This window comes from Desulfovibrio sp. 86, from assembly GCF_902702915.1.
GTDB lineage: Bacteria > Desulfobacterota > Desulfovibrionia > Desulfovibrionales > Desulfovibrionaceae > Desulfovibrio.
Genome location: NZ_LR738849.1, coordinates 2,460,761 through 2,481,703, shown reverse-complemented (window position 1 = coordinate 2,481,703; position 20,943 = coordinate 2,460,761). Strand labels below are relative to the sequence as shown.

Annotated in this window: 15 protein-coding genes; 9 read left to right on the top strand and 6 right to left on the bottom strand. The window is 58.6% G+C overall.

What is annotated here, in order from left to right; translation table 11 throughout:
* The first annotated feature begins 293 nt into the window (after window positions 1–293).
* The 5 genes from DESU86_RS10100 (at window position 294) to clpB (ending at window position 8,822) form a co-directional block, all read left to right on the top strand.
* Window positions 294–1,844: an outer membrane homotrimeric porin gene (locus DESU86_RS10100; RefSeq protein WP_179980927.1), complete on the top strand. Its 1,551-nt coding sequence runs from the start codon at window positions 294–296 to the stop codon at window positions 1,842–1,844.
* Between the two features lie 348 nt (window positions 1,845–2,192).
* Window positions 2,193–4,325 carry an excinuclease ABC subunit UvrC gene (gene uvrC, locus DESU86_RS10095; RefSeq protein WP_179981794.1) on the top strand — a complete coding sequence of 711 codons (2,133 nt, stop codon included), beginning with the start codon at window positions 2,193–2,195 and terminating at the stop codon, window positions 4,323–4,325.
* 320 nt (window positions 4,326–4,645) lie between these two features.
* On the top strand, window positions 4,646–5,641 hold the full coding sequence (locus DESU86_RS10090) for a DnaJ C-terminal domain-containing protein (protein WP_179980926.1): 996 nt from the start codon (window positions 4,646–4,648) through the stop codon (window positions 5,639–5,641).
* Between the two features lie 21 nt (window positions 5,642–5,662).
* On the top strand, window positions 5,663–5,977 hold the full coding sequence (locus DESU86_RS10085) for a chaperone modulator CbpM (RefSeq protein WP_179980925.1): 315 nt from the start codon (window positions 5,663–5,665) through the stop codon (window positions 5,975–5,977).
* Between the two features lie 238 nt (window positions 5,978–6,215).
* Entirely contained in the window at window positions 6,216–8,822 is a 2,607-nt protein-coding gene (gene clpB, locus DESU86_RS10080; protein WP_179980924.1) for an ATP-dependent chaperone ClpB, read from the top strand.
* A 371-nt stretch (window positions 8,823–9,193) separates the two neighbouring features.
* Here clpB and DESU86_RS10075 read toward each other — a convergent pair whose 3' ends face one another.
* The 5 genes from DESU86_RS10075 to DESU86_RS10055 form a co-directional block, all read right to left on the bottom strand.
* On the bottom strand, window positions 9,194–9,820 hold the full coding sequence (locus DESU86_RS10075; protein WP_179980923.1) for a YkgJ family cysteine cluster protein: 627 nt from the start codon (window positions 9,818–9,820) through the stop codon (window positions 9,194–9,196).
* Window positions 9,821–9,844: 24 nt separating this feature from the next.
* Window positions 9,845–10,768 carry a phosphate signaling complex protein PhoU gene (gene phoU / locus DESU86_RS10070; RefSeq protein ID WP_232088323.1) on the bottom strand — a complete coding sequence of 308 codons (924 nt, stop codon included), beginning with the start codon at window positions 10,766–10,768 and terminating at the stop codon, window positions 9,845–9,847.
* A 109-nt stretch (window positions 10,769–10,877) separates the two neighbouring features.
* The gene (gene pstB, locus DESU86_RS10065; RefSeq protein ID WP_179980922.1) at window positions 10,878–11,633 is read right to left on the bottom strand and encodes a phosphate ABC transporter ATP-binding protein PstB; all 756 of its coding nucleotides are present in this window, start codon (window positions 11,631–11,633) and stop codon (window positions 10,878–10,880) included.
* A gap of 2 nt (window positions 11,634–11,635) precedes the next feature.
* Complete coding sequence (locus DESU86_RS10060) at window positions 11,636–13,612, bottom strand: ATP-binding protein (protein ID WP_179980921.1); 1,977 nt, start codon at window positions 13,610–13,612, stop codon at window positions 11,636–11,638.
* A gap of 73 nt (window positions 13,613–13,685) precedes the next feature.
* Window positions 13,686–14,363: a response regulator gene (locus DESU86_RS10055; protein ID WP_179980920.1), complete on the bottom strand. Its 678-nt coding sequence runs from the start codon at window positions 14,361–14,363 to the stop codon at window positions 13,686–13,688.
* Between the two features lie 259 nt (window positions 14,364–14,622).
* On the opposite strand from DESU86_RS10055, the gene DESU86_RS10050 reads away from it, so the two are divergent.
* The 3 genes from DESU86_RS10050 (at window position 14,623) to pstA (ending at window position 17,532) form a co-directional block, all read left to right on the top strand.
* Window positions 14,623–15,471, top strand: a complete 849-nt coding sequence (locus DESU86_RS10050; protein WP_179980919.1) for a PstS family phosphate ABC transporter substrate-binding protein — start codon at window positions 14,623–14,625, stop codon at window positions 15,469–15,471.
* Window positions 15,472–15,702: 231 nt separating this feature from the next.
* A complete protein-coding gene (gene pstC / locus DESU86_RS10045; RefSeq protein ID WP_179980918.1) occupies window positions 15,703–16,593 on the top strand; it encodes a phosphate ABC transporter permease subunit PstC in 891 nt (296 codons plus the stop codon).
* 120 nt (window positions 16,594–16,713) lie between these two features.
* Window positions 16,714–17,532 carry a phosphate ABC transporter permease PstA gene (pstA, locus tag DESU86_RS10040; RefSeq protein WP_179981793.1) on the top strand — a complete coding sequence of 273 codons (819 nt, stop codon included), beginning with the start codon at window positions 16,714–16,716 and terminating at the stop codon, window positions 17,530–17,532.
* Window positions 17,533–17,792: 260 nt separating this feature from the next.
* On the opposite strand, the gene DESU86_RS10035 is transcribed toward pstA, so the two are convergent.
* Window positions 17,793–18,092: a hypothetical protein gene (locus DESU86_RS10035; protein ID WP_179980917.1), complete on the bottom strand. Its 300-nt coding sequence runs from the start codon at window positions 18,090–18,092 to the stop codon at window positions 17,793–17,795.
* Here DESU86_RS10035 and DESU86_RS10030 point away from each other — a divergent pair.
* Window positions 18,086–20,629: a glycosyltransferase gene (locus tag DESU86_RS10030; protein ID WP_179980916.1), complete on the top strand. Its 2,544-nt coding sequence runs from the start codon at window positions 18,086–18,088 to the stop codon at window positions 20,627–20,629. The two genes, DESU86_RS10035 and DESU86_RS10030, sit on opposite strands and share 7 nt — an antisense overlap.
* Window positions 20,630–20,943 lie beyond the last annotated feature (314 nt).

The window sequence follows — 20,943 nt, the reverse complement described above, 5'->3', positions numbered from 1 at the left end:
ACATGAATGTAACATACTGAATTTATAGCGCCCTTGGGCTTTTTATCTGTGTGTGGACAAAAAAATTCTTCCGCCCTGAAAAAATTTATTACCTAAAAAAACTCTAACACTCACATTTTATACATTTTTTTAATTTTTTCTTTTTTTAAAGCCCAAGAGGGTTAAAATTTTTGCACGATAATGCTTGCAATGTGTTCGAGCCTTTTCTATAGTTGGCCCGAAGCGGACATCCGCTCCACAGGCGTGTACAGAAAAAACGTGCCCTGTCTGGGCAAAATAAAGGAAGGTTAACCATGAAAAAGATCGCGACTCTTCTGTTGGCGGCCGGTCTGGTGTTCGGCGCTGCCACAGGCGCCAGCGCCATTGACTTCAAGGCCAAGGGCCAGTGGATCATGAGCTTTGACTACGGCCAGAACGGCGGTTTCACCGGCGGCAATGGTCAGACCGGTTTCAACGGCGGCAAAGCCGGCAACTCCTCTTATCGCAATGCTGACGAATTCGAAGCCAGCCAGCGCGTGCGCTTGCAGTTGGACGCCGTTGCCTCCGAAGCTCTGTCCGGTACCGTGTTCTTTGAAATCGGCGCCAATACCTGGGGCCAGAGCAAAACCGGTGGCGCTCTGGGTGCTGACGACAACCAGAATATCAAGCTGAAGAACGCTTACATCGACTGGCTCGTTCCCCAGACCGACCTGAAGGTGCGCATGGGCATCCAGGGCATGGCCCTGCCCAGCTTCACCACTGAAAGCCAGGTCTTCAACGACGACGTGGCCGGCATCACCGCCTCCTACCAGATCAACGAAAACGTTGCCGTGACCGCCCTGTGGGCCCGTCCCTTCAACGACAACTACTCCAATGGCACGGGCACCAACGCCCAGGCCAACAACTACATGGACAACGTTGACGTTGGCGCCCTGCTCGTGCCCTTGACCTTTGACGGCGTGAAAGTGACCCCCTGGGTCATGTACGCTGCCATCGGCCCCAATGCTTTCCGTGATGACACTGGCTACTTCGGCAACGTCTCTGGCACCTCCAAAAAGTTCCCCACTGCTGGCTTGTTCCCCGCTGGCGGTGCCCGTCACAAGGACGGCAGCGCTGTTACCGGCTACAAGCTGAACGAATACGGCAACATTTTCTGGGCTGGCCTGACCGGCGAAGTGACCATGTTTGACCCCATCCGCATCGCGTGGGATTTCAACTACGGTTCCGCCACCTATGACCAGAGCCGCCTCAACCGTTCCGGTTGGCTGGCTTCTCTGCTCGCCGAATACAAGCTTGACTGGGCCATTCCCGGCATCTACGGCTGGTACGGTTCCGGCGACGACAGCAATCCTTCCAACGGCTCCGGACGTATGCCCAGCCTGAGCGTGAACAACAGCAACAACGGCTTCTCCAACTTCGCCTTCAACGGCAACCCCTACATCGCTCGTGAAGCCATCCTTGGCTACAGCATGGCTGGCACCTGGGGCGTGGGCGCCCGCTTGAAGGACATGAGCTTCCTGGAAAACCTGAAGCACACCCTTCGCGTGAACCTCATCGGCGGCACCAACAACCCGACCATGGCCAAAAGAATGTCCAACAGCTGGGGCGGCGGCAACATCGCTGCCAACAGCAATTCGATCGGCATGGACCCCCTGTACATGACCACGCAGGACTACGCCATGGAAGTTGGCCTGACCAACACCTACAAGATGTATGACAACTTCACCATCATGCTCGACGCCGCCTACCTGGCTACCTGGCTTGACCAGTCCAAGTCCGTGTGGGGCAACAGCAAGATGAACGGCAAGTCCGACGAAGTGCGTGATCCCTGGAACGTCAACGTGAGCTTCGTGTACTCTTTCTAAGAGAACAGGACTCAAGTTTCGCTATAAAGGGGAGCCGCAAGGCTCCCCTTTTCTGTTGGCTTTAGCCAATGGAACGTTCCCGCGCGGCAGGGGCAGACGTCCACTCACTGCGCAAAATTCCTCACATGAGGCATCCCACTTGCACTTTGAAAGCACTGATTAAAAAGCCTCTTGAACACGTGCCGTTGTTTCGTTTGGCAAGGCGCGATCTTTTTTTGAAGCAGGAGTGGACTCTTTCGTCCTCGACTGTTTCAAAAAAAGTCAAGCAAGTCCGCCAAACGGAATACATCAGCGTTTCCTTTGCTTCTTTCTGTTGGCAAGTTGCCCAAGGGTGGTTATATGGTTGCCATGCAGAAACCGGAATCCTCAACCATCCCCCTGTCTCCCGGCGTTTACCTCTACAAGGATGAACGGGGCCGCATCATCTACGTTGGCAAGGCGCGCGTGCTGCGGCGGCGCGTGCTTTCCTATTTCAGGCCTGACGGGCTGCCCGCCAAGACCAAGGCCATGCTTTCCCATGCCGCAAGCATAGAATACCTCACCACCACCACGGAAAAAGAAGCGCTGCTCCTTGAGGCCAGTCTCATCAAAAAGCACAGGCCGCGCTATAACATCGTGCTGCGCGACGACAAGCAGTATGTGCTCTTTCGGCTGAATACCAAACACGATTTTCCCCGGCTTGAAGTTGTTCGTCAGGCCAGGCGCGACGGCGCACGCTATTTCGGGCCATTCACTTCGGCGTTGGCAGCGCGTGAAACGTGGAAGATCATCCACCGTGCCTTCGCCCTGCGCCGCTGTTCCGACAAGGCCATGAAAAACCGCGTGCGCGCGTGCTTGTACCATTTTATGGGGCAGTGCCCCGCGCCCTGCATGAACATGGTGACGCCTCAGGAATACAATGAAAACGTCCGTAAGGTCTGCGATCTTTTACAGGGACGCGCCGCGCCTCTGATGGACAGCCTGCGCGAGGCTATGGACAGGGCCTCGGAAGATCTGGAATTTGAAAAAGCCGCCATTTTGCGTGACCAGATTCGCGCCGTGGAACGCACGGTGGAGCGCCAGGCCGCCGTACTGCCCGGCGGCGGCGACATGGATGCCGTGGGGCTCTTTCCGGCAGACAGGGGCCTTGCCCTGGGCATTGTCTTTGTACGGAGCGGCGCTGTGACGGATGGACGCGCCTTCTACTGGCCGGGCCTGGGCTTCGAGGACGCCCCGGAGCTGCTCTGGAGCTTTGTGAGCCAATACTACAGCCAGGTCACCCCGCCCCCCCGCATCCTTTTGCCCTGGCTGCCGCCTGATGCCGAGGATCTTGAGCACGAGGATGGTGCCGTCATCCCATGCGCCGAAGACCTGGCTTCCGCTTTGCCCGCGCCTTCTTGCGCGGGCCCGGATGCGGCCCCCATGCCTTCCGGGCCAGAAACATCAAGTCCAGAAACCTCTGGGCCAGAAACCTCCGAACCAGTAACTGCGGGGCCGATACCTTCCGGCCCAGAACCTTCGGGGCTGAACACATCTGCTAAAGATGCTTCCGGTACGGACGCGCGCGCCCATGCCAGTCATGACGCCCCGAAAGGCGGCACCGCGCCGTCCTCCCCTCCTGCCTCTTTTACTGCCCGCGAACTGCTGGAGCAGGCCCTGTCCGACCGCAGAAATGGCGCTGTGCGCATCGTACCGCCCCAGCACGCCGGAGATAACCAGCTTGTGGACATGGCCCAGTCCAATGCCCGTGAAGAGGCGCGCCGTCAGGAACAGAAAACCGAACTGGGCATTCTTGACCGACTGGCCCGCTCCCTGCATCTTGCGGGGCCGCCGCACCGCATCGAATGCGTGGACGTTTCCCATACAGGGGGGCAGCAGACGCGCGTGGGCCTGGTGGTTTTTGAAGAAGGGCAGCCCGCACGTTCACAGTACCGCGCCTATGCCATGCCCGACAGCGGCGACGACTATGCCACACTGTACGCCTGGGTGGCGCGCAGGCTTGAAAGTGGCCCCCCCTGGCCAGACCTGCTGCTCATTGACGGCGGGCGCGGGCAACTGCGCACCATTCAGCGCGCGTTACAGGAGGCGGGGCAGCCAAACCTTTTCGCCCTGGCCGCCATTGCCAAGGCCAGGGACGAGCAAGGCCACGCGGATCGCCGCGCCGGCAATGTGGCCGACCGTATTTTTGTGCCTGACAGGGTCAATGCCCTGCCCCTGCGTGAAGGCGGCCCTGAACTGCTTTTTCTGCAAAATGTGCGCGACAGCACCCACCGCTTTGCCATTGGACGCCACCGCAAGGCCAAACGCGGCGCGGCCCTTTCTGGCGAGCTCATGCGCCTGCCCGGCATAGGGCCAGCCACGGCGCGCCTTTTGTGGGACCGCTTCGGCAGTGTGGAAGCCATGTGCGCGGCCACACAGGAAGATCTCTGCGGCCTGCCCGGCATCGGTCCCGCCAAGGCCGCGCTGCTGCTGCAAAAACTTTCCGGCCTTGGCCATGTGTAACAGTCCCGCAGCCCTCTGCTCCCGCCCCCTACTCCCGCAGCCCCCTGCTCCCGCTCGCAGCCGCCTGAAAATCACACCTTGCGCCAGTTCCGGGCACGATTAAAACGCCCCAAAACAAAAATTCTGAAAATCCCATAAGGATTTTGGTTTTTGCGTAAAAATGTTTATTGTTTTTCTCAGGCAGGCATTGACCTCAGGTATCACGGCCTTATTCTTGCATATTGAGACACGGTCACGCACAAGACGGCCGGCACAGCCCGAACCACCAGCCCCAAAAGGGCGGCGCGAGCGGGAGCACGATTCGCACGGGGGAGCACAGAATGTCAGTATCTTACAAGGATTATTACAAACTGCTGGGAGTAGAGCGCACAGCCAAGACCGAGGACATTTCCAAGGCCTATAAAAAGCTGGCGCGTAAATACCACCCCGACCTGAATCCCGGCGACAAGCAGGCTGAGGACAAATTTAAAGAAATCAACGAGGCGTATGAGGTTCTTAAAGACCCGGAAAAACGCAAGCTGTACGACCAGCTTGGCCCCAACTGGCAGCATGGACAGCAGTTCCAGGGCGAACCGGGTTTTGAAAACGTGCACTTTACCTTTGGCGGCAAAAGCTTTGACGGATCAGGGTTTTCAGACTTTTTTGAAACCCTTTTCGGCGGAGCGGCTGGTGGCGGCCAGTCCGGCAACCCTTTTGGCGGCTCTTTCGGCGGACAGTCGGGCGGCCAGCCCGGCGGCCGTGGCGCGCAATTCGGCCCCGACCCCTTTGGCGGCTTTTCCGCCCGCCCCCGGCGTGGCCGGGATGTGGAGGCCGAGTTGCCCCTGACGCTTGAAGAAGTACAGAAAGGCGGCAGCCGTACCGTGTCGATCCAGGGCCCGCAGGGCCCCAAGACGCTGGAGATCAACGTGCCCTCGGGCATACGCGAAGGGGCCAAGCTACGGCTGGCCGGACAGGGCGATCCCGCGCCTGGCGGCTCCCCCGGCGATCTTTTTTTACGGGTGCGCTATCTGCCGCACAACACCTTCAAGGTGGACGGCGAAAATCTGCAGTGCGACCTGGCCCTGGCCCCCTGGGAGGCCGCCCTCGGCGCCAGGGTTGAAGTGCCCACGCTGGAGGGGCATGTGGAAATGCAGATTCCCGCTGGCTCCAGTTCCGGCCGCAAGTTCCGTCTGCGCGGCAAGGGGCTGGGCGCGGCCGACAAACGTGGCGACCTGCTGGCCAGAGTCATGATAAAAACGCCAGCGCAACTGTCTGACGCCGAACGCGAACTCTGGCAGAAACTGGCGGATACGTCGGCCTTCAAGGCCCGCGCATAACGCCTGGTGGAGGGTTTTAGCATGAGCATGACACCCAAAAATCCCACCCTGCCCGCGCCGTCCACGGTCATGGTATGGGAAGAATTTGTTCAGGTTACTGGCATAGACCCCGAGCGTCTTCACGAACTGCTCGCTCTGGGCTGGCTTGAAACGCGCGGCGCGGCCGAGCGGCAGCATCTTTTCCGCGATGCGGACATTTACCGTGTGCGCAAGCTTGAGCGTATCTGCTGCGATTTTGAGCTGCCTGTCCTTGGCGGCACCATTATCGTGGATCTACTTGAGCGCATTGATGTTCTGGAACGCGCAGTGCGCAGCCTCAAGAATTTTGAAGATTAGGGAACCGCTGATGTATTCCGTTTGGCAAGGCGCGATCTTTTTTGAAGCAGGAGTGGACTCTTCCGTCCTCGACTGTTTCAAAAAAAGTGAAGCAACGCCGCCAAACGAAATACCTGCGCATTTTCAGGAGGCTCTTTAATCAGTGCTTCCTCAGGAACCGATGCAGAGTTTTGCTGTAGCAGAACCAAAAAATATATTTTGCCGCCCGTAACGGCGCGGCATTGTCGGAGGAATCCATATGGATATTAACAAATTCACTGAAAAAGCGCGTGAAGCCGTCAGCGAAGCCCAAAGCCTCGCCGCAGGCATGGGCCATCAGGAAACGGACGTCGAGCACTTGGCCCTGGCCCTCACCCAGCAGGAAAACGGCATAGTGCCGCGCATTCTGGATCAGATGGGCGTGCAGCCCCGTGCCTTTGCCGTGGCCGTTGAAGGCGCGCTGCGCAAGCGCCCTTCCGTGTCTGGCGGCGGCATGGACCCCACAAAGATCATGATCACACAGCGCCTGGCCAAGGTTCTGGGCGACGCCCAGAATGAAGCCAAGCGCATGAAGGACGAGTACGTCAGCGTTGACCACCTGTTCGCGGCCCTGACCGAAGTGCCCGCTTCCACGTCTCTTGGCGAGGTGTTCAAAGAGTACAAGATCACCCGCAGCGCCTTTGTGGCCGCCATGGAAGAACTGCGCGGCGGCGCACGCGTGACCAGCGCCAACCCGGAAGACACGTTTGAAGCCCTGAACAAGTACGCCCGAGATCTTGTGGAAGCCGCCCGTCAGGGCAAGATGGATCCGGTCATCGGCCGCGATGCCGAGATACGCCGGGTTATCCGCATTCTTTCGCGCCGCACCAAGAACAACCCTGTTCTTATTGGTGAGGCGGGCGTCGGCAAAACCGCCATCGTTGAAGGCCTTGCCTTCCGTATCGTCAAGGGCGACGTGCCCGAGGGCCTCAAGGGCCGCAAGCTCTTCGCCCTGGATATGGGCGCGCTCATCGCCGGCGCGAAATATCGCGGTGAATTTGAAGAGCGCCTCAAGGCCGTTCTTAATGAAGTGGAAAAAAGCGAAGGCCATACCATCCTTTTCATTGACGAACTGCACACCATTGTGGGCGCTGGCAAAACCGAAGGCGCCATGGATGCGGGCAACCTGCTCAAGCCCATGCTGGCGCGCGGCGAGCTGCACTGCATCGGCGCCACCACCGTGGACGAGTACCGCAAGTACATTGAAAAAGACCCGGCCCTGGAACGGCGCTTTCAGCCGGTCATGGTGGACGAACCCACGGTGGAAGACACCATTTCCATCCTGCGCGGGCTCAAGGAACGCTTTGAGGTGCACCATGGCGTGCGCATAAGCGACTCGGCCATTGTGGAAGCCGTGGTGCTCTCGCACCGCTACATCACGGACCGCCAGTTGCCCGACAAGGCCATTGACCTCATTGACGAGGCCGCGGCCCTCATCCGCACGGAAATAGACTCCCTGCCCGCGGATCTGGACGAAGTGAACCGTAAGGTCATGCAGCTTGAAATCGAGCGCGAGGCCCTGCGCCGTGAAACCGATGCGGCTTCACGCGACCGCCTTGAAAAACTTGAAAACGAACTGGTCGATCTGCGCGCCGAGCAGGCCAAACTGCGCAAGCAGTGGGAAAGCGAGAAAGGCTCCATCAACCAGGTGCGCGAGATCAAGGAACAGATCGAACAGACCAAGCTGGCCATCGAGCAGGCCGAACGCGCCTATGACCTCAACAAGGCCGCTGAGCTCAAGTATTCGAAGCTGCTTGAACTTGAGAAAAAACTGGCTGACGCGGAAGTGGCGGGAAGCGCCGACGCCAATGGCGCGCGCCTGCTCAAGGAAGAAGTGCGCCCGGACGACGTGGCCGAAATTGTCGGCAAATGGACGGGCATACCCGTTACCAGGTTGCTGGAATCGGAACGCGAAAAACTGCTGCGCCTGCCCGACCAGCTGCATGAGCGCGTCGTGGGTCAGGACGAAGCCGTCACTGCCGTGTCCGACGCCGTGCTGCGCGCCAGGGCCGGTCTTTCCGACCCCGACAGGCCCACAGGCTCGTTCATCTTCCTCGGCCCCACAGGCGTGGGCAAGACCGAACTTTCCAAGGCATTGGCCGAAGCGCTCTTTGACACTGAAGACAACATGGTGCGTCTCGACATGAGCGAGTATATGGAAAAGCATTCCGTATCCCGCCTCATCGGCGCGCCTCCAGGATATGTGGGCTATGACGAAGGCGGCCAGCTTACCGAGGCCGTGCGGCGCAAACCCTATTCCGTCATTCTTTTTGACGAAATAGAAAAAGCCCACCCGGACGTCTTCAATACCCTGCTGCAACTGCTGGACGACGGCCGCCTTACCGACAGTCAGGGACGCACGGTGGATTTTCGCAACTGCATCGTCATCATGACGTCCAACATCGGCTCCATGCACTTGCTGGACGGTATCGAGGCTGACGGAACCCTGAAAGAAGGCGCGCGCGAAAGGGTTATGGAAGACCTGCGCACGCACTTCAGGCCGGAGTTCCTCAACCGCGTCGATGAAACCGTGGTCTTTCTGCCGCTGCGGCGCGACCAGATCAGCCGCATTGTCGAATTGCAGATGGCCCGCCTGCGCAAGCGCCTTGAAGACCGCAAGATCAAGCTGAACATGACCGACGCGGCCAAGAGCTTCATCAGCGAGGCCGGGTACGACCCCATCTACGGCGCACGGCCCCTCAAGCGCTACGTGCAGCAGGCGGTTGAAACCCCGCTGGCCCGCCTGCTGGTGGGCGGTAAGATCCGCGACGGTCAGACCGTGACCGTGGACGCGAAGGACGAACAACTCGTCTTCACCGCAGCGTAATACCTGAAAACAGACATAAAGTTCATACAACAAGGCCCGCACGGCGAAAAACCGTGCGGGCCTTCTGTGTTGCGCGCTGTAGAATGCTTTGTGGGGGAGGGACCCTTTTGCAAAAGGGTCTCCTCCCCCACACCCCCACCCCCTAAAACGCTTAATGTGTTCTGGTATGGCGCGTAGAGCATTTCAGTGTTGAAAAGCTCGGGGGACTACATGAGCAGATGCCCGCCGCGCAGGCGTCAACGCAGGCTATCTGCACGATTACACGCCATAGCCAGAGCAGCTTAAACGTTGAGAATGTACACTCTCAACGTTTAAGCTGTTCCAAAGTCCTTGGGGGTGCCAGGCACAAAGATGCAATGCCGTGCTCAGAGTCAGGCGCGGAAAAAACGATTCCAGGCCACGGCCTGAACAACCGAAGTGATGGATTGAAAAAACTCTCTGGCGCTTTCTTCGGTGGGATGTTCCGGCGGGGCGGGTTCGTGCCCTGCGTACCAGGGCAGCGTGCGCATCAGCGCGGCCAGCATATGATCATAGGACGGCGCAAGCACCTCCAGCGGGCGGCTGCGGCTGGCGTCTTCTCCCTGCGCGCAGGGGGCGCCGAAAACCATGTACTGTCGGCAGGCCACCGGTCGCACTGGGTAAACCAGACAAGCGCCTTCATGAAGAAAGGGACAGGGCGAGGCAATGTTCCGCTTTTGCCCCTCATAGCCCGACAGCCTTTGCACCAGACCGGCAAGGCTGTCCTGCGGCAGCCTGTGGCGCGCGTAACAGTGCAGCGCCAGCACTTCCAGCGGCGTTACGGGGATGGGCTGCCTGCAGCATTGCGCACACCCCGTGTGACAGGCAGGCACGCGTCCGTCCCGGCCTATGGCCACCTTCACGCCCAGATCCACCACGGCATAGGCGTCAAGCAGAAGGCCAAGGTCAGGGTGGCGGCGTTCAAGGGACGGGTCAGCATACCTGAACGCCCGCGCCGCCACAGGCCACGCTAACGGCATGACCAGCGCTCCCGGCGCTTGGGATCACGCATTGTCCGTGCCTTTTTCCGCAGTGTCGTTTTTTTCAGCGCCTTTTTCCTCAGAATTTGTGGCTTTCTCGGCACGGTTGCGGCGCGAGGGATTTTTTTCATTGGCGTCCGCCTCATGGGGCTTGGCGGCTTCGCCCGAAGCGGCGGCAGGCGCGCCTCCCTCATTGGCAGGAGTGAACCCGGCAACGGCGGCGGGCGTAAACCCGCCAGCGGCGGGTGGCGTCGCAGGGGCGGAAAACATGACATCCCTGCTTTCGCCCTTGTGCTTGAGGCTTTCACCCCGGCTGATAAAGTACACATGCTCGGCAATGTTGACGGAACGCCGCCAGATGCGCGTCAGCGAGCGCGTCACCAAAATTATGTGCATGGCCTGGTGGGGTTCGAGGGTATTCTGCGGATCAGAAAGCCCTTCCATAAGCCCCTGAATGATGCGGACTTCCGTCTGCACAGCTTCGTCATCGCCCCGGCTCATGATCAGCGCGCCCTGGGCGTCGTTCTCGCGAAAGACCCGTACCGCGTTTTCAAAAGCTTCGCGCGCGCTCACGTAAAGCTCGCGCACGTGGGGTATCACGCTGAAGCCCGGCATGTCCTGCATGAGGGTGGCCTGTTCAGCCATGCTCACGGCCTCGTCGCCAATGCGCTCCAGATCCACCACCATGCGCAGGGATGTGACCACAAAACGCAGGTCGCTGGCCACAGGCTGCGACCGGGCCAGCAGCCGCAGGGCCATTTCGTCTATTTCATTTTCCAGGGCGTCTATGGCCACGTCGCTTTCGATAACGGCAGCGGCCCTGCCCGGATCGTTGGCCACAAGGGCCTTGCCCGCCTCTTCCAGCGCAATGCCCACGCTGGCGCACATGACCAGAAGCCGGGTACGCAGGGTCACAAGCAGTTGTTGCAGATAATTGGCCTGTTGCATGACAGTCTCCTGAAAATCGCGCTGTATGTTCTGGCCGGATCGCGGCCACATCTGTTTTGGTTTTGAATGCGAACAAAGGCCCTGGGCCAAAAGACAAAACCAGTGCCGCCTAGCCGAAACGCCCGGTGATATAGTCTTCGGTCTGTTTTTTGGCAGGCCGCGTAAACATGATATCCGTGGCATTATACTCAATGAGTTCACCCATATAGAAAAAAGCCGTCGTGTCGGACACGCGGGCGGCCTGCTGCATGTTGTGGGTGACGATGATAATGGACAGGGACTCGCGCAGCTCACGGATGCTTTCTTCAATCTTTTGCGTGGCTATGGGGTCCAGGGCGCTTGCGGGTTCGTCCATAAGCAGCACCTCGGGCTCCACGGCCAGGGCGCGGGCAATGCACAGACGCTGCTGCTGCCCGCCGGAAAGGCCGATAGCCGGGGCTTGCAGGCGGTCTTTCACTTCGTCGAAAATGGCGGCCCTGCGCAGAGAAAGCTCAACTTTTTCAGCTATAAGGCTTTCATCCCTGAGGCCATTGACCCGCAAGCCATAGGCTACGTTTTCATAAATGGTTTTGGGAAAGGGGTTGGGCTTCTGAAAAACCATGCCCACCCGACAGCGCAGCGAAACCACATCCGTATCCGGGCGGTTCACGTCCTTGCCGTCCAGCAGAATTTCTCCTTCCACCCGTGCGCCGGGCACGAGGTCGTTCATGCGGTTCAGACAACGCAAAAAGGTGGATTTGCCGCAGCCCGACGGGCCGATAAGAGCCGTCACCTTGCAGGGCTCAAAGGCCAGAGACACTTCGTGCAGGGCCTTATGCTGCCCATAATAGACACTGACGTTGCGTGCCAGCAGATGTTCCTTCATGACTATGCTGCTCCGTGAACGGAAGTAAGAGTGAAAACAAGGGCCGTATTGCCGTCAGAAGCCGGGCTCTCCGCCCGGATGCTGCCGCCGTGCCTTTCAATGATATGTTTGCAGATGGCAAGGCCAAGGCCGGTGCTGGCCTGTCCCCTGTGCCGCTCGACCTGATAGAAGCGCTCAAATATGCGCTCGAGGTCCTGCTTGGGGATGCCCGGACCATCGTCGGTTACGCGAAAGACGACGCTGTCGCCGACCTGCCGCGCGCTCACGCGGATGCTACCGCCCTCAGGCGCGTATCGGCCCGCGTTTTCCAGCAGATTGCGAAAAACCTGGGTCAGATGCGGCGGGCTGGCCATGACGCGGCAGTCGGCCGGAATCTGTGACTCCACCTTGCAGCGCCTGCGCTCCAGCACTTCACGGCACATGCCCGTGGCCTGGGCCAGAGATTCGCGGGGATCCACCGGGCCAAGCTCAAGGCTGCCGCTCTTGCCTTCAAGGCGCGCCAGTGTGAGCAGGTCTTCCACCATGCGTGAAAGGTAGGCCCCGTGCTTGAGAATGATCTCGCCAAAGCGGCGGCATTCAGGCGGGCCGTCCAGACTGACGAGGGTTTCGGCATATCCCTGTATGGCCGTAAGCGGCGTGCGCAATTCGTGCGACACGTTGGCCACGAAGTCCCTGCGCACCCTCTCGAGCCGCATGAGCTCCGTGATGTCGTGGAACACGGCCACAGCGCCCAACTGTCCGCCCTTTTCCGTGTCAGCGGATGTGGGCAGCGAAATGCAGACCGACATGACCTGACCTGAAGGCAGTTCAAGATGCAGATAGCGCTGCATACGGCCGCTTTCTGCGGAGAACCCTTCATCGCTGCCGTCCTCGCCATCCTCAAAGCCTTCAAGGTCCGGCGCGACAGAATCGTCATCGGCTGTCTGGGGCACGGCTGTCTGGGACTTGATCGCGCCATCACCAGCGGCGTCTTTGGTCCCCGCAAGTTCCGGGTAGTCCTGCGCCACGGAGGCGGCGAGGGCCAGCGCCCGCTGACGCGCATGGTTACGGGCTTCCGCCTCTGCCATGAGGTCGTCAACGGCATTTTGCAAGGGCGGCGAAGGGATGACTTCAACCACCTGAGCGCCCAGGGCTGACGCGGCATCGGGAAATTCCCTGGCCAGCGCCCTGTTGCAGCGGCGTATGCGCCCGCGCGGGCCAAGCACCAGCACCCCGTCGCTCATGGTGTCGAGGATGCTTTCAAGCTGGGCTGTCTGTTCGGCCGCCGCACGGATGTGCTCCTCGATATTTTCGGCCATGCGGTTCACGGCGTCCGCCAGGGGCGCGAATTCGCGCCCTGGTATGCGGCGCAGGCGACGCTGAAAGTTGCCAAGCGATATGGCCTCCACCACAGACACCATCTGGCTCAACGAGCGCCGCAGCGCGCCGGACAGCAGCCCGGCCAGCACCAGTGAAAGCGCCACGGTGATAAGGCCTATGCGCGTGAAGACGGCAAGCTGGCTGTCTATAATCTGCCTGAGGCTGACCAGCGGCACGGAAACGCGCAAGATGTCGCCGTTCTGCAGGGCCACTGCGGCATAGGCCAGATCAGTGCCCAGAGTGCCGCTGGGCCGGATGGTAAAGCCCGGCTTTCCGGCCATGGCCTCGCGTACTTCGGGCCTGTCGGCATGATTGTCCAGACGGGTGACGGGCTGCGCTCCGGGGGCTGTATCGCCCAGCACGCTGCCCTTGCTGTTCAGCAGAGACAGGCGCTCTTCAGGCATATCAAGAATGGCCGCCAGTTGCGGAAGCCCGGACGTATGGTCGCCGAGCCTGTCCAATATGGCCCCGGCCAGCACTGTTTCACGCACAAGGCGTTCGCGCGCGGATTCAAGCTGGGCCTTTTCAAACCAGGCCTTGCCGTAGAACACGGCCACGGCTATGGAAACCAGGGCCACGGCCAGCATGCCGTAAAAAATTCGGGTTCTGAATGAAAACATAGTTCCCTGCCAGTGCGGCCTTGCCGCCAGCTTTGCTATTGGCCCTCACAGGCGCAGCCCGTGCGGGACCTTTCTACTCCTTGATTCTGTAGCCGACGCCGCGTACAGTTTCCAGCATGGCGGCCGCGCCGCCGAGCTTGGCGCGCAAACGGCGCACATGGGTATCCACGGTGCGGGCATACCCTTCAAAGGAATAGCCCCACACCTTGTTCAACAGCTGCTCGCGCGTACGCACCGCTCCCGCGTGGCGGAGCAGGTCTTCAAGCAGACGAAACTCCGTGGCGGTAAGCGGCATCTCTTCGCCCTGCACCTCGGCCGTATGGGCTTCGGGCCGCAGGCGAATGCCGTGACGTTCAAGCACTGGGCTTTCACTGCTGCGCGTACCGCGCCGCAGCACCGCCCGAATGCGCAGCATGAGTTCGCGCACGCTGAAGGGCTTGACCACGTAGTCGTCCGCCCCAAGGCTCAATCCCACGACCCTGTCCATTTCTTCGCCCCTGGCTGTCAGCATGAGAACCGGAATATTGGCGGTTTCTGACTGCGCGCCCAGACGGCGGCAGACCTCAAACCCGTCAAAACCCGGCAGCATGACGTCCAGCAGCATAAGGTCGGGCATATGTTGCCGGGCCAGCTTGAGACCTTCATTGCCGTCGGCTGCCTCCAGCACGCTGAAGCCTTCACGCTCAAGATTGAAACGTAAAAGTTCACGGATGTCGGCTTCATCTTCAACTATCAGTATTTGTTGACTCATAGTTCACACCTCTCTGACGCAGACAGAGTACACCGCCTCATTGCGCCATTGTGATGGTGGATTTGTTACAATTGCGTGACGCTGCTTAAAACTGAAAAAACCATGCCCCACGCGGGTTTGAAAAGCAATTGCGGGCTTCACGCAGTCTTCGTGGTTCTGTCATCATTCTGTAACAGAACAAGGCCAGAAAAGAGTCGCGGCGGGCGAAAACCGCCAATGTAGACCAATGTCACAAAGTACCAACAACAGGAGAAGACCCATGTCTTTCGACTTCAAGTCCCGCATGACCCGTTCCAGCGGCAAACTGCTTGCCGCCGCCCTTACCGTCCTTTGCCTGGGCGCTCCGGCCATGGCCGCCCAGCAGGTCGTCATCAACGGCTCCACCACGGTGTTGCCCGTGGTGCAGAAAGCCGGTGAAGCGTTCATGGCTTCCCATCCCGGCACGGAACTCAGCATTTCCGGCGGCGGTTCCGGCAACGGCCTCAAGGCCCTGCTCGAAAAGCAGTGCGACATTGCCATGAGCTCGCGCGACATCAAGGACAAGGAAGTGGAAGCCGCCGCCAAAAACGGCGTGACCCCTCTGCGCACGCCCATCGCCATTGACGCCATCGTGCCTGTGGTCAACCCCGCCAACAAGGTGGCTGCGCTTACCGTTGAACAGCTGCGCGACATTTTCGCTGGCAAGATCACCAACTGGAAGGACCTTGGCGGCGAAGACGCCCAGATCGTGGCCGTTTCGCGCGACACCTCTTCCGGCACCTTCGAGTCCTGGGAAGAACTGGTCATGAAAAAGGAACGCGTCAGCCCCAAGGCCCTCATGCAGGCTTCCAACGGCGCTGTGGTGCAGACCGTGTCCAAGAACAAGAACGCCATTGGCTACGTGGGCCTCGGCTATGTGGACAAGTCCACCAAGGGCCTCAAGGTGAACAACGTGAGCGCCAATGCTGAAACCGCCGTTTCCAAGCAGTGGCCCATTGCCCGCGAACTCTACATCTTCACCAACGGCGCCCCCAAGGGCGTGGCGAAAGAATTTGTGGACTACCTCCTTGCCCCCGACAAGGGCCAGAAGGACGTGCGTGAAGTGGGCTACGTGCCCCTGAGCAAATAAGACCACTTCTGCGAAATGGTTGCCTGGCGGTGCAGTGACTCCGCCTTGCAACCATTTCGGGATGGTGACAAAATTTCCCGCAATGACGGGAGATACCGGATGGACAAGGGCGCAGTACGCCCTGCAAACAATTCCCGCATGGTGCGGGGTGAGCGGAAACCACATCCCCCCTTGCCCGGCACATGCGCCACAAGTGCCAAAGACGCGGCTAGCGCGTCAGGAGAACGGCCCATGCGCTCCAGAGATCTGAAGGAAAAGCTGGTTCACTATATTCTCACCGGCATGGCGGCCAGCTCCCTGCTGGCCCTGGCCGGCATTGTCATATTTCTGTTTATGGAAGGCCTGCCGCTCTTTGCGCACTACTCGCCCATTGATTTTCTTTTTGGCGATCTGTGGTATCCCACAGAGGACCCAGGACTTTTCGGCATCTTTCCCCTGCTGGTCGCCTCACTGGCGGTAACGTTTTTTTCCTCGCTGCTGGCAGTGCCCCTTGGGGTTCTTACGGCCGTATACCTGACGGAAATCGCCCATCCGGGCGTTCGTCGCATCATCAAGCCCTTTGTGGAACTTCTGGCCGCGCTGCCCTCGGTGGTGCTGGGCTTTCTGGGCATGGTGGTGCTGGCTCCCTTCCTGCAGGACTACCTGAACGCGGCCACGGGCCTTAACCTGCTGAACGCCTCCCTGGTGTTGGCCTTCATGAGCGTGCCCACCATCTGTTCCGTCTCCGAGGACGCCCTGTACAGCGTGCCGCGCGATCTGCGCGAGGCATCGCTGGCGCTGGGCGCTACCCGCTGGCAGACCACGGTTCGGGTGGTCATACCCGCCGCGCTCTCCGGCATCGGCACTGCCGTCATGCTGGGCATGTCGCGAGCCATCGGCGAAACAATGGTGGTTCTTATGGTGGCTGGCGGCGCGGCCATTATTCCCACATCCCTGCTGGACCCGGTGCGGCCCATGCCCGCGTCCATCGCCGCCGAAATGGCCGAGGCCCCCTTCAGAGGCGAACATTACCACGCGCTTTTCGCCATAGGCATTGTGCTCTTTCTGCTGACACTGGCCTTCAATATGTTCGCCGGGCATATTGCCGAAAAACATCGTCAGGCCGGATCCTCCAGCTTATAGGGAACAGGACGGAAAAACATGTCACAGGCATCATCTTCACAGCACGATTCGCAGCACGGCGCATCCACCCGCGTGGTGCTGCCTTCCAGCGGCAGAGCCAGGGGACGCTCGCAGAACGTCATGTTCTGCTTTCTGCGCGGCGTGGCCGCCTGCAACGTTTTGGCCCTGATGGGCGTATGCGGTTTTTTGTTCTACAACGGCCTGCCCGCGCTGAGCTGGGAATTCATCAGTCAGTCCCCCCGCAACATGATGACAGAGGGCGGCATACTGCCCTGCATCATCGGCACGGCCATTCTCTCGCTGGGCGCGCTGCTGCTGGCCTTTCCCCTGGGCGTGGCCTCGGCGATCTACCTGCACGAATACGCCAAACGCAACGCCTTTGCCCGCTACGTGCGCCTTGGGGTCAACAATCTTGCCGGCGTGCCTTCCGTGGTCTTCGGCCTTTTTGGCCTGTCCTTTTTTGTGACCTTTTGCGGCTTCGGGGTCAGCATACTCTCGGGCATACTGACGCTTGCCGTGCTGACCCTGCCCGTCATCATCGGCACAGCTGAAGAAGCCCTGCGCAACGTGCCGGACACCTACCGCGAGGCATCTCTGGCCCTTGGCGCAACCAAATGGCAGACCATAAGCCGTGTGGTGCTGCCCTGCGCGCTGCCCGGCATGCTCACGGGAGCCATCCTGGGCGTGGCCCGCGCGGCGGGTGAAACCGCAGCCATCATGTTTACCGCAGCGGTTTTTTACACGCCCAAAAGCCCGGACTCCATTTTCAGCTCTGTCATGGCCCTGCCCTACCACATGTACGTGCTGGCCACAGCCGGAACTGAAATAGCCAAAACCCGGCCCCTGCAATACGGAACCGGCCTTGTGCTCCTGCTGCTGGTTTTGAGCATGAACCTGCTGGCCATACTTTTGCGCGACCATCTGCAACGCAAACGCTAACCCACCTGAAGCAGTTTCTTCTACTTCGCCCCGTACACGCTTCTTTCACGCTTCCTTCACAATACATCCGCCCGTCACAGAACAATGACGGGCGGATGTTCTTTTGCGAAAAGCATGACGGCACTGAACAAAATGCATCAAGAACAGATTAACGTTGAAACACTTCATGATTCAAAGTCAATCTGTCCTGAAGAACAAGCAGCGCCTTATGGCCGCGCTCGTCCAGCGATGGATCATCATTCCCGCCTACGCCGATTACGTTAACAAAACTCATGGCAGAAAACACTTGCAATCCCGACAATCGTTATGATGGCTACAAAGTCAAAAAGTATGAAAACCTTCATACTATTTCCATATGTACAGTTTAGAAAAAGTTCAGAGATATATTTTAACGCAGCTTGCCAATGAAATGCGTTCACAGCCTGCAAGGATTTTCTGGGAATCCTTGCCGCGAAATGCGTGCGGCAGGCTTTGCCAGCCGCGCACTTGAGCGTTTCAAGAGCTAAATGCTCAAGCAGCACTGCAGGCAAACATACCCACAAGGGAGTATCAAATGCCACAGACGCCCCAATTTGATGTTTTGCAGCACAAGGCAACACAACCTTCATTCAATGTGGACTTGCATGTCCACTCGCGGCACTCCACAAATCCGTCACAATGGGCGTTACAAAAAATCGGTTGCAGCGAAAGCTATACGCTTCCCTCAAAAATATATGACATCGCCAAGTCCAGAGGAATGGACTATGTGACGATTACTGACCACGATACCATTGCGGGGGCATTGGAAATAGCTCATTTGCCGCAGGTATTCATCAGCGAAGAAATTTCCGCGTTTTTTCCCGGTGACCGCTGCGAAATCCACGTACTAGCCTGGAATATCACTGAAAAACAGCACGAAGACGTGCAGCGCCTCAGAAGTAACATCTATGACCTCATCCCCTACCTCATCCAGCAGGATATTCCACATGCCTGCGCCCATCCATTGTGCCCAGCCAACGACAAACTGACCATACAGCACGTTGAAAAGCTTATCCTGCTGTTTTCCGTGTTTGAACTGAACGGGGCGCGCAATGATGTGCAGAATGAGGTTTTGCGCTCTATCGTGGCCGAGCTCACCCCGGAAATGACCTCGCGATTTGAAGAAAAATACAAACGTGCCTCTCTGGTCGCGCAGCCCTGGAACAAGCATTTCATGGCAGGGTCGGACGATCACTCCTCCTGCAATATAGCCAGAAGCTTTACACGCGTAAGCCCCGTCCGCCACAGCGGCAAGGGCGACACGCTTCCCGCTGCCGCGCATCTTTTGCAGGCCGTGATGCAGGGCAATACCACCGTGAATACGGTTCCGGCCACACCGCTCTGTTTTGCCCACAATCTGTACGCCATCGGGTACCAGTTTTATAAAAACTCCACGGATCTGGCTCAGGACATGCACTACAGCAGCGCGCTCCGGTTTGCGGAAAACATGCTGACAGGCGCGCCGGAACTCAAGCCCCTGTCTGTCAAAACGCGCATGTTGACCTTGGCCGGAGTTTTGCTCCGCTTTGGCCGGGGAAGGCGGACCGGTGAAAAAAGCATGCAGGCAAATCTGCTTGAAGCGGCGGAGCAGGTGATTGCGCAGTCCCCGCAACTAAAGTTTGCCGCCAGTGAAACCAATACAATTCAGGCGCTCAAGGATCTGCCGCAACGCGAAGAAATGCTGACCCATTTTATCTCGGAAGTAACAGAAAAGGTACAGCACATTTGTGTGGATGCGGTGCTTGAGGATATTCTTAAAGGTAACTTTTTCAATGTGTTCAAACTGATCGGCTCCATAGGATCCCTCTATGCCCTGCTTGCTCCCTACGGCATTGGTTACAGCCTGTTTTCCAAAGACAGAAAATTCGCTGAAAACTGCTTGCAGCACTATGGGATCCAAAACCACATGCGGCCCCAGCCCACCGAAAAAACAGCCATTGCATATTTTACCGATACGTACTGCGAGGTGAACGGGGTCGCAAAATCCTTGCAGATAACACTTTCCCTTGCCGCAACACACGGCAAGAAACTGGACATGCTGACGTGCATGCCCCAAAACGCCAATACCTTTCTGCACGATCCCAAACTTGCCCCCATAAATTTCACCCCGACGGGCAGTTTTTCCATGCCTGAGTATCCTGAACTCTCGCTGCACCACCCGCCAGCCTTAAAAATCATCCAGCACTGCTATGACCGTGGCTACACGCTTTTACACTCCGTAACGCCCGGCCCAATGGGGCTTATTGCCCTGTTGGCGGCAAAGATGCTGAACCTGCCCATCCACGCGACCTACCACACGTCCTTTCCGCAATACGTATACAGGCTGACGGACGACCCCTCGCTGGAGGAAACGGCATGGCGCTACATATTCTGGTACTATAACCAGATGGACGTCGTTTTTGCTCCGTCAGAGGCGACCCGGCAGGATCTCATAGCGCGCGGGCTGCAACCGCAAAAAATTCACGTTTATCCGAGGGGCATTGACGCCTCGGTTTTTACCCCTTCGTGGCAGCGCGGCGATTCTGCAAAAGAACAGCAGATCAAATTTCTTTATGTGGGCAGATTGTCCAAAGAAAAAAGCCTCCATCTGTTGATGGAAGCCTTCCGACGTGTTTATCCGCAAGTGCCCAATGCGGTGCTGACTCTGGTTGGGGATGGCCCCCAGTTTGCGGAGTTGCAAAAAATGGCCAAGGATCTGCCTGTGAAATTTACAGGCTACCTTGAGGGGCAATCGCTCATTCAGGCATATGAAGATGCGGATATCTTTGTTTTTCCCTCTGCCACAGACACCTACAGCAGGGTCGTGCTGGAAGCTCAGGCCGCCGGGCTTGCCACCATCGTGAGCGGGGTAGGCGGCCCCAAGGAAAACATCATTCCTGGCAAGAGCGGGCTTGTGGTCGAGCAGGAAAATGCGGAGGCCTATGCTGCGGCAATGCTCTCCCTTGCCCGCCATCCGGAACGCATGCAGGCCATGAAGCGCGCTGCCCGGGCCTGGGCAGAGTCTCGCCCCCTGCGAAGCGCCTTTATGGCGCAATGGCAGCTGTTTGAAAAATTGAAATCGCAGTCACAGGTGGCATAGTGTCCGTCCAGGCCATTGCATGCACGGCATTCATTTCCGCCAAATGAAACGGCCGCGCGCAACGGCGTTATACCATGCGTCACGCTTACTGGCCTTTGACATTTGCAACAGGCGTTCTTTCTCATCAGCAAAGCCATGCATCATGCCTTGCCATTATAAAAACAGAAGTGCAAATCGACATATGGAAAACAGGCACTTCTCACAGGCAAGCAGCCTGGCCGCCACTGTGAACTGCGGCCCCAGGACATACCAGCCCTAAAAGCCAACACATCGCAAAACAGTCTTGCTCCGGAAGACACAAAAAAAGGGAGGCC

Bases quoted from the DNA above. Each gene is read 5' to 3' on its own strand.
- DESU86_RS10060 (WP_179980921.1), bottom strand. From the start codon at position 13,612: ATGTTTTCATTCAGAACCCGAATTTTTTACGGCATGCTGGCCGTGGCC.
- DESU86_RS10055 (WP_179980920.1), bottom strand. From the start codon at position 14,363: ATGAGTCAACAAATACTGATAGTTGAAGATGAAGCCGACATCCGTGAA.
- DESU86_RS10050 (WP_179980919.1), top strand. From the start codon at position 14,623: ATGTCTTTCGACTTCAAGTCCCGCATGACCCGTTCCAGCGGCAAACTG.
- phoU (WP_232088323.1), bottom strand. From the start codon at position 10,768: ATGCAACAGGCCAATTATCTGCAACAACTGCTTGTGACCCTGCGTACC.
- pstB (WP_179980922.1), bottom strand. From the start codon at position 11,633: ATGAAGGAACATCTGCTGGCACGCAACGTCAGTGTCTATTATGGGCAG.
- DESU86_RS10085 (WP_179980925.1), top strand. From the start codon at position 5,663: ATGAGCATGACACCCAAAAATCCCACCCTGCCCGCGCCGTCCACGGTC.
- DESU86_RS10075 (WP_179980923.1), bottom strand. From the start codon at position 9,820: ATGCCGTTAGCGTGGCCTGTGGCGGCGCGGGCGTTCAGGTATGCTGAC.
- uvrC (WP_179981794.1), top strand. From the start codon at position 2,193: ATGCAGAAACCGGAATCCTCAACCATCCCCCTGTCTCCCGGCGTTTAC.
- clpB (WP_179980924.1), top strand. From the start codon at position 6,216: ATGGATATTAACAAATTCACTGAAAAAGCGCGTGAAGCCGTCAGCGAA.
- DESU86_RS10030 (WP_179980916.1), top strand. From the start codon at position 18,086: ATGCCACAGACGCCCCAATTTGATGTTTTGCAGCACAAGGCAACACAA.
- DESU86_RS10090 (WP_179980926.1), top strand. From the start codon at position 4,646: ATGTCAGTATCTTACAAGGATTATTACAAACTGCTGGGAGTAGAGCGC.
- DESU86_RS10100 (WP_179980927.1), top strand. From the start codon at position 294: ATGAAAAAGATCGCGACTCTTCTGTTGGCGGCCGGTCTGGTGTTCGGC.
- pstA (WP_179981793.1), top strand. From the start codon at position 16,714: ATGTTCTGCTTTCTGCGCGGCGTGGCCGCCTGCAACGTTTTGGCCCTG.
- pstC (WP_179980918.1), top strand. From the start codon at position 15,703: ATGCGCTCCAGAGATCTGAAGGAAAAGCTGGTTCACTATATTCTCACC.